The 15,312-nt window shown below is 48.5% G+C and carries 14 protein-coding genes; 8 read left to right on the top strand and 6 right to left on the bottom strand.

Annotation, left to right across the window (positions count from 1 at the left end; all coding sequences use genetic code 11):
* The 5 genes from EA58_RS14350 to EA58_RS14370 form a co-directional block, all read right to left on the bottom strand.
* Nucleotides 1-1,377: vWA domain-containing protein (locus tag EA58_RS14350; protein WP_036754235.1), on the bottom strand; the 1,377-nt coding region annotated here is incomplete at its 3' end.
* Entirely contained in the window at nt 1,370-2,332 is a 963-nt protein-coding gene (locus EA58_RS14355) for a vWA domain-containing protein (protein WP_036754238.1), read from the bottom strand. The genes EA58_RS14355 and EA58_RS14350, both read right to left, overlap by 8 nt.
* Entirely contained in the window at nt 2,325-2,837 is a 513-nt protein-coding gene (locus EA58_RS14360) for a DUF4381 domain-containing protein (protein WP_051642118.1), read from the bottom strand. Before EA58_RS14360 ends, EA58_RS14355 begins: the two co-directional genes overlap by 8 nt.
* 15 nt (nt 2,838-2,852) lie before the next feature.
* On the bottom strand, nt 2,853-3,818 hold the full coding sequence (locus EA58_RS14365; RefSeq protein WP_036754240.1) for a DUF58 domain-containing protein: 966 nt from the start codon (nt 3,816-3,818) through the stop codon (nt 2,853-2,855).
* Nucleotides 3,815-4,777, bottom strand: a complete 963-nt coding sequence (locus EA58_RS14370) for an AAA family ATPase (RefSeq protein ID WP_036754243.1) — start codon at nt 4,775-4,777, stop codon at nt 3,815-3,817. The genes EA58_RS14365 and EA58_RS14370 overlap by 4 nt, the downstream gene beginning before the upstream one ends.
* An 843-nt stretch (nt 4,778-5,620) precedes the next feature.
* Here EA58_RS14370 and EA58_RS14375 point away from each other — a divergent pair.
* The 7 genes from EA58_RS14375 (at nt 5,621) to EA58_RS14405 (ending at nt 13,712) form a co-directional block, all read left to right on the top strand.
* Nucleotides 5,621-6,361, top strand: coding sequence for an SDR family oxidoreductase (locus tag EA58_RS14375; RefSeq protein WP_036754245.1), 741 nt, complete (start codon nt 5,621-5,623; stop codon nt 6,359-6,361).
* Between the two features lie 27 nt (nt 6,362-6,388).
* Nucleotides 6,389-7,594, top strand: a complete 1,206-nt coding sequence (locus EA58_RS14380) for an acetyl-CoA C-acetyltransferase (RefSeq protein WP_036754247.1) — start codon at nt 6,389-6,391, stop codon at nt 7,592-7,594.
* Nucleotides 7,595-7,676: 82 nt separating this feature from the next.
* Nucleotides 7,677-8,024 (top strand): phasin family protein, encoded by a 348-nt coding sequence (locus EA58_RS14385; RefSeq protein ID WP_036754250.1) that lies wholly within the window; start codon nt 7,677-7,679, stop codon nt 8,022-8,024.
* 71 nt (nt 8,025-8,095) lie between these two features.
* Complete coding sequence (gene phaC / locus EA58_RS14390) at nt 8,096-9,880, top strand: class I poly(R)-hydroxyalkanoic acid synthase (protein ID WP_036754436.1); 1,785 nt, start codon at nt 8,096-8,098, stop codon at nt 9,878-9,880.
* A 228-nt stretch (nt 9,881-10,108) separates the two neighbouring features.
* On the top strand, nt 10,109-11,455 hold the full coding sequence (locus EA58_RS14395) for a paraquat-inducible protein A (RefSeq protein WP_036754253.1): 1,347 nt from the start codon (nt 10,109-10,111) through the stop codon (nt 11,453-11,455).
* A complete protein-coding gene (gene pqiB, locus EA58_RS14400) occupies nt 11,452-13,095 on the top strand; it encodes an intermembrane transport protein PqiB (RefSeq protein WP_036754256.1) in 1,644 nt (547 codons plus the stop codon). Before EA58_RS14395 ends, pqiB begins: the two co-directional genes overlap by 4 nt.
* 2 nt (nt 13,096-13,097) lie before the next feature.
* Nucleotides 13,098-13,712 (top strand): PqiC family protein, encoded by a 615-nt coding sequence (locus EA58_RS14405; RefSeq protein ID WP_036754258.1) that lies wholly within the window; start codon nt 13,098-13,100, stop codon nt 13,710-13,712.
* A gap of 11 nt (nt 13,713-13,723) precedes the next feature.
* On the opposite strand, the gene EA58_RS14410 is transcribed toward EA58_RS14405, so the two are convergent.
* Nucleotides 13,724-13,939: a hypothetical protein gene (locus EA58_RS14410; RefSeq protein ID WP_036754260.1), complete on the bottom strand. Its 216-nt coding sequence runs from the start codon at nt 13,937-13,939 to the stop codon at nt 13,724-13,726.
* A 72-nt stretch (nt 13,940-14,011) separates the two neighbouring features.
* Here EA58_RS14410 and EA58_RS14415 point away from each other — a divergent pair, with 72 nt between their 5' ends.
* Nucleotides 14,012-14,917 carry an ROK family protein gene (locus EA58_RS14415; protein ID WP_036754439.1) on the top strand — a complete coding sequence of 302 codons (906 nt, stop codon included), beginning with the start codon at nt 14,012-14,014 and terminating at the stop codon, nt 14,915-14,917.
* Nucleotides 14,918-15,312: the final 395 nt, after the last annotated feature.

Genomic DNA, 15,312 nt, shown 5'->3' on the forward strand with positions numbered 1-15,312 from the left:
GCCTTGTTGGCCTTGTTGGCTATTCTGATTCTGCTGTTTCTCCTGCTTCTGTTTAAGAAGAGATTCCACGGTCTCCAGATTCGCTTTGGCGTCCTGATTGTCTGGATGCTGGCGCAGTAAATCCTGGTAGATGTCTTTTGCTTTATCCAGTTTGCCAGATTGCGCATAGGCATTGGCCAGGTTATAGCGCGATTGCGGATCAGTTAAGTTGGAAAGTGTCTCAATCGCGCCTTCGTAATCGCCGGCCTGATACTGTGCAGCACCTTTCCAGGCAGGTGAGCGGAACTGTTCGGCGGCCTGATCATAATCTTTTTGCTGATAGTGCGCATATGCTTGCTGTTCCTGATTGAGCCACGCGGAAGCTTCACTTTGCTCAACAGGAACAAAAACACCGAGCAGTAAGATGAAAGCAGCGCCTTTCCGGCATGCCGGGAGACAGAGCAGGAGTAATGGCAGCAGGAGCCAGAAGCCGCCATTCAGCCATTCCTCAATCGTCTTTTCTTCAGCTGGCTGGTTGACTGAAGCTGTTCGGGTCGAAGCGTTGATCAACGCCGTAATATCCTGATCATTGCCTCGCCATTTCACCATCACGCCATGATGTTTACGGGCGAGGTTTTGCAGTCGCTCCGGATGTAACTTGCTGACCACGGTATGGCCTTGGTTATCCTGTAATAAGCGGCCGTCTGGCATCGTGATTGGTGCACCTTGCGTCGTACCGACTGCCAGAATGGACAGGCGGTAGTCTGTGCCGGTTAACAGCGAATCGGTTTTTTCTGCTTCCCGAGCACTCAGGCCGTCGGTGATCAGGATCAGATCCCCTTGGGTGTGTCCGCCTTGTTTGAGCAGATTGATACCTTCCTGAATACCCGCCGCCGCATTGCTGCCCTGAATCGGCAGAATATCCGGAGATAATCCCGGGATTAAGCCAGCCAAAGTGGTGCTGTCCTGCGTGAGCGGGCTGATAACATAGCCATCACCGGCATACGCAATTAATCCGGTTGTGCCTTCCTGCCAGTGGGGCAGGAGATCCAGTGCCTTGTACTTTGCCTGTGCCAGTCGGTTCGGGTGTAGATCTGTGGCATACATGGAATTCGACATATCCATGATGAGCACTCTTGCACTACTCAGGTGATAGGTTGGGAGGGGTTGTTTTTGCCAGCTTGGTCCCGCCATTGCGATAACGGCCAGCAGCCAGCCAATCCCCAGAAAAACCACAGGGAGCATCTGTCGTCGTCCGGTGTGTTTTTCGGGGCTGGTTTGCAGGTGAGGCGCGATCAAGCCAGATTGTCCCCGGCCTTTCAGCAGCCAGGGTAGCAGTAGACATAATGGCAACAAAGCCAGTAGCCAGTCAGGATGTAAAAAACGGAAGTCAGCCATAACGCCTCCAGTTGACTGCCAGAAGTACACTCAGGAATAACGCGCCGGCAAGCGGAAAGCGAAATAACTCTTCTCTTGGTCGCCAGGTTTGGCTGGCACTGGAAACAGGTTCGAGATCATTAATCGTCTGATAAATCTCAGCTAATTCCTGCGGATTTCTGGCTCTGAAATATTGTCCGCCGGTGAGTTTGGCAATTTGAGTCAGTGTTTTTTCATCTAAATCCTGAGACGGGTTTACCACACGACTGCCAAAGAAGCTGCGCTGCACCATTTCTTCGGCCCCAATACCGACTGAATAAACTTTAACCTGATTTTCTGCCGCCAGTTTCGCCGCTTCCATCGGTTGAATCACACCGGAGGTATTAGCCCCGTCGCTGAGCAGGACGATCACACGTTGGGGTGTTTCACTGTGAATGAAGGTTTTGGTTGCAATGCCCAAACCTTCACCAATCGCGGTGCTCTGACCGATCAAGCCAAGTACGGCCCGTTTCAACTGTTGCTTCACTGTACTGAGATCGAATGTCAGAGGTGTCTGCAGATACGCGTGGTTGGCAAAAAGGACCAGACCTAATCGATCTCCCTGCCGTTTGCTGATGAAATCACTGACAACATGTTTGACCGCGGTGAGTCGGTCAATGGTATTGCCTTGCGGATCAATCATATCTTCGATTGACATCGAGCCGGACAAATCGACGGCCAGCAGCATATCTCTGTGCTCTGGTTGTATCTGAACGGGTTCACCAAACCAGACGGGTCTGGCAACTGCGGCGATCAGACACAGCCAGCAAAGACTGGCAACAATCGCAGAACCGCGGCGTTTGGACTTGTTGGTTGAATGCTCCGGTAATACGGGCAGCGTAATCGCAGCCGCTGGTTTCACCGGACGGGTAAAACGATAAATCAGCCAGGGCAGCGGGAGCAACGTGAAGGCCCACCACCAGATAAACTCAAACATGTCTTACTCCCTTATGACTCGTTTGATCGCTCGGTGAGTGTTGTGGGAGATTCATATGTCTGACCCAGAGAACAGCCTGAGAACGGCAACGGTTGAGCATGTCATCCTGTACATGCGGAGCGTACATTGCATGCGTCCAGGTGTCACTGAACGCGGTAAATCCCTGATACTGCTCTGGCAACTGATGATCCAGAAAGGCCAGCCATGCATTGCCGTTCAGACCGGCGACCTGAGATCGCGGAAAATAAGTTAAAGCGGTCTGTCGCAACAGGGTGTTGATTTCAGAGACGGAGCCGGCTTGTTTCAGTCGTATCAAGGCTAGTTTTTTGGCTGATTGCTGGCGTCTTTTATGTTGGATCTGTCTCATGATGAAGTAAATCAGTGTCGCTGACAGGATGAATACCAGCGCGGAAACCCACCATCCCCAGGCCAATGGCCAGAGATCTGGGGGAGACGGCAGATGCAGATCTGCCAGTTGTAATGGATGTGTCTGTGTTTGTGTCATAGGTTACGACTTATCTCACGGTGTCTGACGGGTCGAAGGACGGGATGCCTGGCCTAATTGCTTGAGCAGCGGTGTGCCTGCTGAGAGAGAGTGCAGGGGGATGGCCAGCGATGATGTCAGCTCCGACAGATTCTCAAGATGCCGGGTGAACTGAGTTTCCAGTGCTTTTCTGGTGTGAGGCGCACCAAAGTTGATCCAGACCGATCGTTTCCGATCCGCGACATATTCCCGACCACGAAAAGCAGTATCGCCCAGTTCAAGAGGATCGTATAAATGAACAAACTGTACCCGGTTATGACTGCGAAGCTGGCTGAGTCTTTTTTTATCGCCTAGCTGCAACGCGTAAAAATCGCTGAGTACAATGATCTCACTGCCTTTAGGGCAGAGGTGGTGCATGTGCCTGAGAACCTCAGAAAAATGTATTTTCTTGTGATCCGGGCTGACCGCACTATGCTGGTGCATATTGATCATTGCATTGAGCACGGCCAGAGGTCCTTGCTGTCTGGCCGTCGGTTTGCACTCACTCAGTGCGGCGCCGTTATAAATTAAGGCACCAATGCGATCTTGCTGTTGAATTGCCAGCCAGCTTAACAGACTGGCAAAGTGTGCTGCTTGGACGGATTTTTGTAACAGCCGACTTCCAAAACGCATGCTCTGGCTGAAATCGACCAGGAGCATGACAGGTTGTTCACGCTCTTCACTGAACAGCTTGGTATGGGTTTTACCGGTTCGTGCGGTCACCCGCCAGTCGATGGCGCGAATATCATCACCAGCCTGATAGGGACGCACTTCCGCAAAATTCATCCCTCTTCCTTTTTGCCGGCTTAAGTGCTGACCATTCAGTTGTGACCAGACGCTTCGTGCGGGTGGCAGCCACTTGACGGATTGATTTTTATACAACAACAGCTCAGCCAGACATAAATTGTACCCATTGCTGTGCGGTGGCAAAGCTGGGGGAAGATTGTCTGTTGCCTTGATCATGCGCTGGTGACCTGCTCAATCAATGAATGAATGATTTGATCCGGCGCGATCCCTTCCGCCTGCGCTTCATAACTCAACAGCAGGCGATGCCTCAGTACCGGGTAAGCCATTTTCTGTACATCCTCGGGGGTGACAAAATCGCGCCCCTGTAACCAGGCGAAGGCTCGCGCACAGCGATCCAGTGCCAGTGTGGCCCGGGGGCTGACGCCCATCTGAAGCCAGGATGCCAGCGCATCACTGTAACGTTGGGGTTCCCGCGTTGCCATGACCAGTCGGATGATATATTGCTCAACGGATTCAGCCATGTGAATCTGCAACACTTCTTTTCTGGCGCTGAAAATATCCCGCTGGCTCAGGTGTACGGCTTCTGGTTGTTCTTGAGAGGGTTCAAGGGCTTCGCCTCGGTTCAGGCGCAAAATGGCTAATTCGCTGTCTGCATTCGGGTAATCCACATTCAGTTGCAGCAAGAAGCGGTCTAACTGAGCTTCGGGTAACGGATAAGTCCCTTCCTGCTCGATTGGGTTTTGGGTTGCCATTACTAAAAACAACTCGGGCAGCGGGTAAGTGTTTCTGCCAGCGGTAATTTGTTTTTCTGCCATGGCTTCAAGCATTGCAGCCTGGACTTTTGCCGGCGCACGGTTAATCTCATCGGCCAGGAGTAATGCGTTAAAAATCGGGCCGGGCTGAAAGACAAATTCCCCGGTTTCTGAGCGAAAGATATCCGTTCCGGTCAAGTCTGCCGGCAGCAGATCAGGGGTGAACTGGATGCGGTGGAAGTCGCCTTCAATACATTCGGCCAGGGTTTTGACCGCTCGGGTTTTTGCCAGCCCTGGCGGCCCTTCAACAAGGATATGTCCGTCGGCTAAGAGTGCAATGAGTAGTTGTTGCACCATGTCGGGTTGTCCAATGACCTGTTGTTGTAAGTATTGTTCGAGTTGCTGGAAGGTCTTTGAAAGCATGGGTTTGTTTATCCTTGGCACATCTGTGAATACGCATTAACTGCCATCGATGCTGGAGATGCTCTGACCAAGAATTTTGGCCAGTACAAAACGTTTCCAGCGTCGTGACAGTTTATTGTTGAACATAGTAATCCGGTTGACTGGCTTACTTTCATCAGATTCGACTTTGTGATGTAAAGAAAGTTCACAGGAAACGCGAAGAAAATGATAACTATCATTTTCATCTATTACATGATTTGGTGATTAAAATCTATTTTTTGAAATAAAGTTGAGATAAATAAAATACGAATGAATTGGAAATATCACATTTTTAACTGGTCAGATGTGTTCTGAATGTTGCGCTTTTGCTGCATTTCCATGTTTCAGATCAAAAAAAAGCTTCCTTACTATTTTATTTAATACTCAGTTAAAAATCGGTGCATTCATGCACTGGAAAAGTGCAATAGATTGAAAAATGCGACCGGAATATAAAAGAGGCAGCGAGAAAATGTTTGAATTGCAGCATTTTGTAAACTTGGCATTCAAAATGCAATGAAATATTCCGTTAACAAATCTCATCTATTGTGTAATCGATTAATTGATTCTAGATTGATTCCTTGGGGGGATTTTGATGGGCGCACAAAATACCTCATGTTGATATCTATATGTGTCTGTGTTCTTATAATATTTGTGCAATGTAAATTTCACGCAAGTGACTTGCTGAATCGTTACGCTGCGTAAGAGTGGAGTTGAGAACAAGTCTGGTTCAGGTGTACAGCGACAGGTTCTCATCAGAGAAAGTGCAAATAACGATCTGATAAATATCGATTTGTGCTGATAAAAGGATGGAAAGGAGTCTGCTTGATGACTAAGGTAGCATTAGTAACTGGCGCTAAAGGTGGTATTGGTTCTGCAATTACTCAGGGCTTGGTAGATGCAGGTTATAGAGTCATTGCCACGTATTTCCCAACGGGTGAAGCAAAAGCGAAAGAATGGTTTGCTGAAAATAATTATTCTGATTCTCAAGTTCGATTATTTCCTCTTGATGTGACAGATGCCGGATATTGTGCAGAAGCGCTGGCTACTCTTTTAAAAGAAGAGGGTAAGATTGATGTGCTGGTGAACAATGCTGGTATTACCCGTGACAGTACCTTCAAACGGATGACGGTTCAGCAATGGAATGAGGTGATTACGACGAACCTGAATAGTCTGTTTAATGTGACTCATCCATTGTTTGCTTCAATGTGTGATAAAGGTTTCGGCCGTATTATTAATATTTCGTCTGTCAATGGCCTGAAAGGACAGTTTGGACAGGCAAATTATTCTGCCGCGAAAGCCGGCATGATTGGTTTTACCAAAGCACTGGCTGCTGAAGGCGCACGTTATGGTGTGACGGTGAATGCTATCGCACCGGGTTATACAGGCACGCCAATGGTTGAGGCCATTAAACCAGAAGTGCTGGATGCGATTAAAGCCGAGATTCCGATGAAGCGCCTGGCACAGCCCAATGAAGTTTCAGCTTCCGTGAATTTCCTTGCCAGTGATGCGGCTGCCTATATTACCGGTGAAACACTGTCGGTAAATGGCGGTTTATACATGCACTAACTCTTTCGAAGTAAGGACACTTGAAACATGACCAAAGTCTATATTGTTGCAGCAAAGCGTACCCCAATTGGTAGCTTTAATGGCGCTTTAAAATCTGTTCCACCGGCACAACTTGCATCGGTTGCAATTAAAGCTGCGCTGACTCAGGCGAACGTTGATCCCGCGAAATTAGATGAAGTGATTGTGGGGAACGTTGTTGGTGCGGGTCAGGGAATGGGGCTTGGCCGTCAGGCTGCAATTTATGCTGACATTCCTGACCATGTACCGGCTTATAGCCTGAACATGGTTTGTGGCAGTGGCATGAAAGCGGTGATGGATGCTGCAGCACACATTAAAGCCGGCGATGCTGAGTTGGTTGTTGCGGCGGGTGCAGAAAGTATGTCTCAGATTCCTTTCACTGTACCGGCCTCCATTCGTGACGGCCAGAAAATGGGTAATCTGCAACTGACAGATTTGCTGATTAATGATGGTCTGACCGACGTATTTAACCAGTATCACATGGGCGTGACTGCTGAAAACGTCGTGGAAAAGGTTGGTCTGACGCGCGAACAACAAGATAACTTCGCACTGGCCAGTCAGCAAAAAGCGGTTGCTGCGATTGAACAGGGCAAGTTTGTTGACGAGATTGTTCCTGTTGAAGTGAAACTACGTCGTGAGACGAAATCTGTTGATACCGACGAGTATCCAAAAGCTGATGCAACCATTGAAGGTTTGCAAAAACTGCGTCCGGCTTTCAAGGCTGACGGAAGTGTTACCGCAGGGAATGCTTCGGGGATCAACGATGGCGCAAGTGCCATTATCGTAGCGTCTGCAGCGGCAGTTGAAAAATATGGCTTAACGCCACTGGCTGAAATTCAAAGCTATGCGCAGGCCGGTGTTGCACCGGAGGTTATGGGGCTGGGTCCTGTTCCTGCTGTGGTGAAAGCATTGGAAAAAGCGGATCTGAACATTGATTCCGTCGGTCTGTTTGAGTTTAACGAAGCTTTTGCTGGTCAGGCCCTTGGTGTCCTACATGAATTGGCTGATACGTTACATACCAAGGTTGAAGACTTAGCAGAGCGAAGCAATGTGAATGGTGGTGCGATTGCACTGGGCCATCCACTGGGCGCTTCAGGTAACCGTATTATCGTCAGCCTGATCCATGAGATGCGTCGTCGTGACACAGAATATGGCCTTGCAACACTGTGTGTCGGTGGCGGTATGGGTACGGCAATCGTACTGAAAAGTGTCTGAAATAACGCATTACTCAACTCGCGCCTGTTTCGGCAGGCGCATAAATAGCACTTAAATAGCACTTAGATTAAGGAAACATATTATGTATACGGAAATGTTTAAGTCATTCTCAGAGCAAACTGAAAAAACGCTGGCACCTTATGTGAAATTCAACAAGCTGTTCACAAAGAATGTTGAAGAGCTGACTGAACTTCAACTGGCTGCTGTTCGTGCGTACAGCGATCTGGGTCTGTCTCAACTGAAAGCGATCAGTGAAATCAAGGATCTGCAATCACTGACATCGTTCCAGGGTCAACAACTGGAAAATCTGACGAAACTGTCTCAACAGTTGGTTGAAGACAGCAATAAGTTTTCTGCACTGGCTCAGGGCTTCAAAGCTGAAGTTGAAGAACTGGTTGCTGAAAATGTAAAGCAAGTTACGCCAGCTTAAGTTCGATTCCTACCTGCATGCCGCCCCGCCTTGTGGGCGGCATTTTTAGTCCAAAAGCAGAGGTCATTGCGATGAACCCGAATTTTTTCACGGACTACTTTGCTAAACTCCAGGAAATGAACCAAGCGTGGTGGAAGGAGTTTGATTCCGGCAAGGCAGCCATTAACACCCCGTTCAACAAAGCCATGGGTGAGTTGAACCTGGAAGATACCGCGGCTTGGCTGGAAAAAGCATCTGCCCAGCCTGCCGTGATTGCGAAAATTCAGATGGATTGGTTTGAAAGCCAAATGAAGATTTTGCAAAGCGTTACGAAGACTGGAGAAAATCAGGATGTTGTCATTCCAGAGCATGATGACAAACGATTTATTGATCCAGCCTGGCAAAATGAAGCTTTCTACAATTACATCAAACAGTCTTATTTGCTGTTCAGCAATAAGATGAAAGAAACGATAGATTCGATTGAAGGTCTAGATGATAAAGCAAAAGAGCGTCTGAACTTTTTCTCACGTCAGGCAATTAATGCGCTGTCTCCGACCAACTTCATTACGACCAACCCTGAGTTGGCAAAATTGACGGTTGAGTCGAATGGCCAGAACCTGATTAAAGGGATGGAGCTTTTGCATGAGGACATGCAGTCCAGTGCTGATGTGCTGAAGATCCGCATGACCAATGGTGATGCTTTCCAGGTGGGTGATAATATCGCGAACACGCCTGGAGAAGTGATTTTTAAAAATGAATTGTTTGAGCTGATCCAGTATAAGCCGCTGACTGAACAAGTGAATGCGACCCCTGTATTGATCGTTCCGCCATTTATTAATAAGTACTACATTCTGGATCTTCGTGAGAAGAACTCCATGGCGCGATGGCTGGTAGAGCAAGGGCACACAGTCTTTATGATTTCCTGGCGCAACCCGGATGCGACCATGCAGGACGTGGACTTCGATACTTATGTCTTAGATGGTGCACTGAAAGCCATGGATGTCGTTGAAAGTGTGTCTGACGAGAAACAGATTCACACGGTCGGCTACTGTATTGGCGGGACTCTACTGGCAACGGCGCTCGCATACAGTGCTGCCAAGCGTATGCGGAATCGGGTGAAATCAGCCACATTCTTTACAACAATTCTGGACTTTTCACAGCCAGGCGAAATTGGTGTTTATATTAATGATCCAATTATTTCGGCAATTGAAGCGCAAAACGAGCTAAAGGGCTATATGGATGGACGTTCGCTGAGTGTGACGTTTAGTCTGTTGCGTGAAAATAGCCTGTATTGGAACTATTATGTGAACAACTACCTGAAAGGGAATAGCCCAATCGACTTCGATCTGTTGTTCTGGAATGGTGACAGCACGAATGTTGCGAAGGCTTGCCACAGTACCTTGTTGCGTCAGTTCTATCTGGAAAACAAGTTAATGGATCCGAAGGGATTTAAAGTGGGTGGCGTTTACATTGATTTGTCGAAAATCAAAGTGCCAAGTTACTTTATTTCGACTCAGGAAGATCACATTGCCTTGTGGCAGGGCACTTATCGTGGTGCGCAGGTACTGAATGGAAATTCTGTGTTTGTGCTTGGTGAGTCGGGCCATATCGCGGGGATTATTAATCACCCGGATAAGAAAAAATATGGCTTTTACACCAACGATAAAGCAGCCACAGATCCGGAAAGCTGGCTGGCAGGTGCTTCCCGACATGATGGTTCATGGTGGCCACACTGGAATAACTGGCTGAATGGTTTCAATACCGAAGCGCAGGTGCCAGCTCGTGAAGTTGGAAACGAAAGTTACCCTGCGAATGGTGCTGCCCCGGGTGACTATGTGAAACAGACTTTGCCCATTGAGTTTTCGAATCAAAACTAAAAAACTGGGCAGGATATTCTTGTATTGCGCTAAGCCAGTGGTTTTCCACTGGCTTTTTTATCGTTTTTGTTCCGTGGAACGAAAGTTATCGGATGGCAGTTTTATTCAGCCTGCATGTTCACTTGATTCATCTCTCTGTATTTGAACGTTTTATCGGGAATAAAAGCCATCTTTTGAATTGCCTCTATCTATACTGGTGGAAGGGAGAGTTTTAAAAGTGGGCGCAGTATGAAGCAGAAAAGAGATGAGGCGGGCATGACGGGTTGCGAAGAGTGCGGTCTGGTTGTGACGTTGCCTGTCCTTGCGCCTGGTCAACGAGCGAATTGCCCACGCTGCGGCCATTTGTTGATGAAAATGATCGCAAATCCGCAGCATCGTACGCTGGCTTATGGGATGGCTTGTCTGGTGATGCTGGTGCTGAGTGTCAGCTTTCCTTTTATGTCTTTTAGTGTGCAGGGGATACGTCAGGAAATTACCCTGATGCACTCTGTGGAAATGCTCAGTCAGTTTGAAAATGGTCCGTTGGCACTGCTGCTGCTACTGACGGTAGTGGTACTTCCTGCTTGCTATATGTCTTCTGTTCTCTATCTGTACTGGTTGTCTGGCAAACATGGGAAAATTAATCAAGATAGTGTGAATCATCGTGTGAAGCGGCTCTGCAGGCTGACATTGCGCATTGAGCCTTGGCTGATGGTCGATGTGTTTTTGATTGGGATTCTGGTGAGTTTGATCAAGATTGCTGCGCTGGCGGATGTCGGGCTCGGGATGTCTTTCTGGGCGTTCTGTATTTATACCGTGCTGGTGGTGAAGTGTGTGTCTATGGTCGACAGAACATGGTTATGGCTTCAGTTTGCCCCGATGGTGCCGTTATCTGACGTGAAAGCAGGCGACAGTCATCATTCGCGAAATCATATTGCCTGTCATGTATGTGCTCAGTTGAATCCACTTCCCGAAAAGGCTCATAGCCGATGTTTGCGATGTGGGGGAAAGCTTCACCCATATCATCCCAGGCAAAATCTTCAGTATGCCTGGGCGTTACTGCTTGCATCGGTCGTCTTTCTTTTCCCTGCGAATCTTTATCCTATGATGTATACCGTTAGCCTTGGAAAGTCGGAAGGCTCTACCATTCTTGGCGGTGTAGTGCTGCTCTGGCATCACGGTTCCTACCCGATTGCGATGGTGATTTTTTTAGCCAGTGTGATCATCCCGCTGGCCAAGATTTGTGCGCTTGGCTGGTTGTTTTTGAAAGCAGGGGGGCATGATGACAATGAAGGCCGGAAGGCGATTCGTCGTCTGAAACTGTACCGATTAACGGAATTTATCGGCCGGTGGTCAATGATTGATATTTTTGTCGTCGCGCTTTTGGTGGCGTTGGTGCAGTTGCAGAACCTGATGGCGATTTATCCGGGACCGGCTGCTTTGTCATTCGCCTCAGTTGTGATTCTGACCATGCTGGCGGCAATGGTTTTTGACCCCCGTATATTCTGGCAGGATGTGATTGCGGCTGATCTGCAGCAGTCTCAGGCTGAACCGGGTATCACGGCAAACCCAATACAGAAGGAACCCCGGATATGAGTGAGCAAGATCCGCCGCAGGCTGAAGTCAGTCAGATCCGACAGTTATCTCTGATATGGCTTGTCCCACTGGTCGCACTCGTCATTGGCTTTTGGATGCTGATACAGTTTCTGGCCAGTAAAGGCCCTGAAATCACACTCAAGCTGACAACTGCAGATGGGATTGAAGTTGGGAAAACAGAAATTAAAGCACTCAATGTGAAAGTGGGGATCATCACAGATGTCAAACTGAGTGATGATTACAACTCCATTATGGCTACGGCACAAATGGACAAAGATGCCGCGAGAATGCTGAAAACCGATACCCGGTTCTGGGTGGTGAAACCGCGGATTGGGAAGCAGGGGATTTCCGGTCTGGAGACCTTACTTTCCGGAGCTTACATTGAACTTCAGCCCGGCGTTGAAGAGAAAGAAAAAAATACATTTACCGTCTTGGATACGCCGCCGGTGGCACCGCCGGATGCCAAAGGTTTGCGCCTGATTCTGTCTCATAATGAAGCCGGTAAACTCAGCATTGGCGATCCGGTTCTTTACGAAGGTTTTACTGTAGGCAGGGTCGAAAAAGTCAGCTTTAATACTCAGACCAAGAAAGCCAATTATCAGTTATTTATTTTTGAACCTTATGACAGTCTGATCCGCAGACGGACCCGCTTTTGGCTGTCATCCGGAGTTGAGCTGAAAATGTCTGCAGAAGGTTTTAATTTCAAAATCGGCTCTGTGGAATCGTTGCTGACTGGCGGGGTGAGTTTCAATGTCCCGGATGGTTCTGAGCCGGGTGAGCTGGTGACCAAACAACTGAGCCGTTTCAGGCTCTATAACAATCAGAATGAAGTGAGTGAGCGTTTTTACGATCGGTATCTGGAATATGTAATGTTGTTTGATGAATCGGTGAGAGGGCTGAACCAGGGGGCGCCAATTGAGTATCGGGGCGTGCGGATCGGAACCGTCTCGAAAGTCCCGCTGCGGTTGCCGAATCAGAGTAAAGGGTTTTCGAATCAGCAAATTCCGGTTCTGGCCAGAATTGAATTAGCACGCGTTCAGGAGTATGTGGACACCCAGGATTTGCAGGACTTGCATGACAACCTGAGCAGCCAGTTTAGTAAAGGCTTGCGGGCATCGTTGAAAACGGCAAATTTCCTGACAGGGCAACTGATGGTCGATGTTGAATTTTACACCGATGAACCTGATCCTAAATTATTGACTTATAAAGATTATGATGTGTTTCCGACGATCGCTGGCGGATTTGCAGAGATCCAGAAACAAATCGCTTCTTTGCTGGATAAAATGAACAACTTACCGCTGGAAGATACCCTCAACGAGTTGAATCAGACATTGGCCGCGACAGAAAAAACGCTGAAAGCGGCAGAGGCGGCAGCAAAACATGTCAATGTTCTGTTAGCACAACGGGACACTCAAGCGATACCCGCGGAGTTGCGCAACAGCCTGACTCAGATTCAGGCCACACTCAGCAGTTATGGCGCGGAAGGGACGACTTACCGAAATCTGGAACAGGCACTGATTCGTTTTGAGCAGGTGTTGAAAGAGCTTCAGCCCGTGCTCCGGCAGGTCAATGATAAACCGAACTCGCTGATTTTTTCTGACAGCAAAGGGAAAGACCCGATTCCAGTCGCAGGAGAATAAGAATGGATACACGACATGGATTCCTGAGTGCGCTGATTGCAATCGGATTGGTGTTAACCGGGTGCAGCAGCCAGCCGGAAGAATCTGAAATCACAACCTATGTATTGCCACAGGCCCCGGAGCAAACGGCACCTGGGCTAGTGACACAGCAACCGTTGCTGGTGGTGTCACCGGTTGAAATGGCTTTGCATCTGACAGGCACAGGTCTGGTGTATCAAACCAGTGAGACCGCTGTGGTTCAGGCGCAGCAGAACCTGTGGGCGGAAGACATTGTTCGTCAGCTCACTCGGCGCATCAATGGTGATTTACGGATCAAGCAATCACGGTACTGGCCCACAGAACGCTCTGCCGCCATTCAGACTGCAAATGTTCCCAAGTTGCAGGTTCGAGTGAATGAATTTAATGGCCATTATTCTGGGTCAGCATATTTTAGCGGGGAGTGGTTGTTAGTCGAACAGGCGGGGAATCTGAAAACTATTCAGCCGTTCAGTTTTCAGGTTCCCTTAAAAGAGCCGGGTTACAGCGCTCAGGTGAATGCACTTTCGGAAGCTGTCAGTCGGCTGACCACGCAAATTGCGCAACGATTATCGACCTCATCACTTTATCAAACAGAGTGAAAGCTGGCGGGTTAGCGATGTTGTAGCCGGTAGTAGCCGTTGATCCAGCATTCTGGCAATTCTTCACCCGATGGAAAAGCGAGGTGTTGCTTCTCGATCATCACGGGTTCTGCCAGATCTTCACCCGACTGAAACTGCACAGTCACATGTCTTTTGAATGGGTTGGTGAGTGAGGCCATGTCGACCACATCGACCAAATCGCCGCTTTTGGATTCTTTCAGAAACATAGAGGGAACCTCCTGTCTTGGGGTACTCTAATTATGGTCGATTTATCTCAGTCTGGGAAAAGGGCATCGCGAATGGATAAGTATTACTGGGGCATAGATTTAGGCGGCACAAAAGTGGAATGTGCGGTGATATCCCGTGAAGATGATCGCTGTGTACTGCGGGAACGTATTCCCAGCCATGCTGAACGTGGTTATGCCCATATTCTGAATCGGATTCAGTTCTTGGTTGCACGTTGTGCAGAAACGTTAGGCTGTTATCCCTCTGAAATTGGTTTTGGGACACCCGGCGCGCTGGATCCGGTGACCGGTTTGATGAAAAATTGCAATTCTACGGCCCTGAATGGTCAGCCATTGCATCGGGATCTGGCTGATTTGCTGAAGGTGAGAGTCAGGCTGGCTAATGATGCGAACTGCCTTGCGCTGGCGGAAACCCACCTTGGGGTTGTCCGGCAGGTGAACCCGAATGCAGAAGTGGTTTTTGCCATCATTATGGGGACTGGGGTTGGTGCCGGAATTGTCGTGAACGGGAAAGTGATTCACGGCCTTCATGGTATTGCCGGTGAGTGGGGGCATAATGTGATTGAGCCAGCGGGCCGTGAATGCTATTGCGGGAAGCGAGGTTGTCTGGAAACCGTCATTTCAGGGCAGGGACTGGAAATTGCGTATCATCAGCGCACTGGGGTACAACGCTCCTTAAGCGAAATCATGCAGTTATCGCAGCATGGAGAAGCCGATGCCATGCTGATACAGGATCGCTTAATGCGTTACTTTGGATTGGCTGTGGCTCAGATCATCAATGTCCTTGATCCGGATGTGATTGTAGTCGGCGGCGGTGTTGGCAATATTGATTTGCTTTATGACACGGGAAGACAGGCGATTATGCCGCATTTGTTTAATCCGGTGCTCAATACGGCTATTGTGAAGCCCATTCTGGGCGACAGTGCCGGCGTTTTTGGTGCTGCCATGCTCGTGAAGTAGGATTTTTTATACTTCAGACTGAAGAAATAAAGGTTTTTTCTGCGTAATTATCCAGTCTGCTTGTAAGAGATATCTCACAAATGCGTGGGAAATGACAATTATCTCCAAGGGTTGAACACTGGCGTAAAATAAATTCTTCTATGTATTTCAGTGGCTTGAGTTATTTCGTGATATTTCGGATTAAATTGACATTAAAAGTGTGATCTCTGTTCGTTGCGAAGAATCCTGAATCAAGTAATCTTTACCCCGTCGGAAGGAACTGACGGAACGGAACAGGAACAGGCCATGGAATTGGCAGCCTCAGGAAGAGGCAGGTGCATTAGGATGATGTATCTACAAGGACTGTGAAGGGATCATCGAATGGATTCGATACAGTAAGTAGGATGCTTACTGGT

Origin of the sequence: Photobacterium galatheae (assembly GCF_000695255.1) — a bacterium.
In the GTDB taxonomy this organism is placed as follows: Bacteria; Pseudomonadota; Gammaproteobacteria; order Enterobacterales; family Vibrionaceae; genus Photobacterium; species Photobacterium galatheae.

Bases quoted from the DNA above. Each gene is read 5' to 3' on its own strand.
- EA58_RS14365 (WP_036754240.1), bottom strand. From the start codon at position 3,818: ATGATCAAGGCAACAGACAATCTTCCCCCAGCTTTGCCACCGCACAGC.
- EA58_RS14395 (WP_036754253.1), top strand. From the start codon at position 10,109: ATGAAGCAGAAAAGAGATGAGGCGGGCATGACGGGTTGCGAAGAGTGC.
- EA58_RS14410 (WP_036754260.1), bottom strand. From the start codon at position 13,939: ATGTTTCTGAAAGAATCCAAAAGCGGCGATTTGGTCGATGTGGTCGAC.
- EA58_RS14360 (WP_051642118.1), bottom strand. From the start codon at position 2,837: ATGACACAAACACAGACACATCCATTACAACTGGCAGATCTGCATCTG.
- EA58_RS14385 (WP_036754250.1), top strand. From the start codon at position 7,677: ATGTATACGGAAATGTTTAAGTCATTCTCAGAGCAAACTGAAAAAACG.
- EA58_RS14370 (WP_036754243.1), bottom strand. From the start codon at position 4,777: ATGCTTTCAAAGACCTTCCAGCAACTCGAACAATACTTACAACAACAG.
- EA58_RS14405 (WP_036754258.1), top strand. From the start codon at position 13,098: ATGGATACACGACATGGATTCCTGAGTGCGCTGATTGCAATCGGATTG.
- phaC (WP_036754436.1), top strand. From the start codon at position 8,096: ATGAACCCGAATTTTTTCACGGACTACTTTGCTAAACTCCAGGAAATG.
- EA58_RS14415 (WP_036754439.1), top strand. From the start codon at position 14,012: ATGGATAAGTATTACTGGGGCATAGATTTAGGCGGCACAAAAGTGGAA.
- pqiB (WP_036754256.1), top strand. From the start codon at position 11,452: ATGAGTGAGCAAGATCCGCCGCAGGCTGAAGTCAGTCAGATCCGACAG.
- EA58_RS14375 (WP_036754245.1), top strand. From the start codon at position 5,621: ATGACTAAGGTAGCATTAGTAACTGGCGCTAAAGGTGGTATTGGTTCT.
- EA58_RS14355 (WP_036754238.1), bottom strand. From the start codon at position 2,332: ATGTTTGAGTTTATCTGGTGGTGGGCCTTCACGTTGCTCCCGCTGCCC.
- EA58_RS14380 (WP_036754247.1), top strand. From the start codon at position 6,389: ATGACCAAAGTCTATATTGTTGCAGCAAAGCGTACCCCAATTGGTAGC.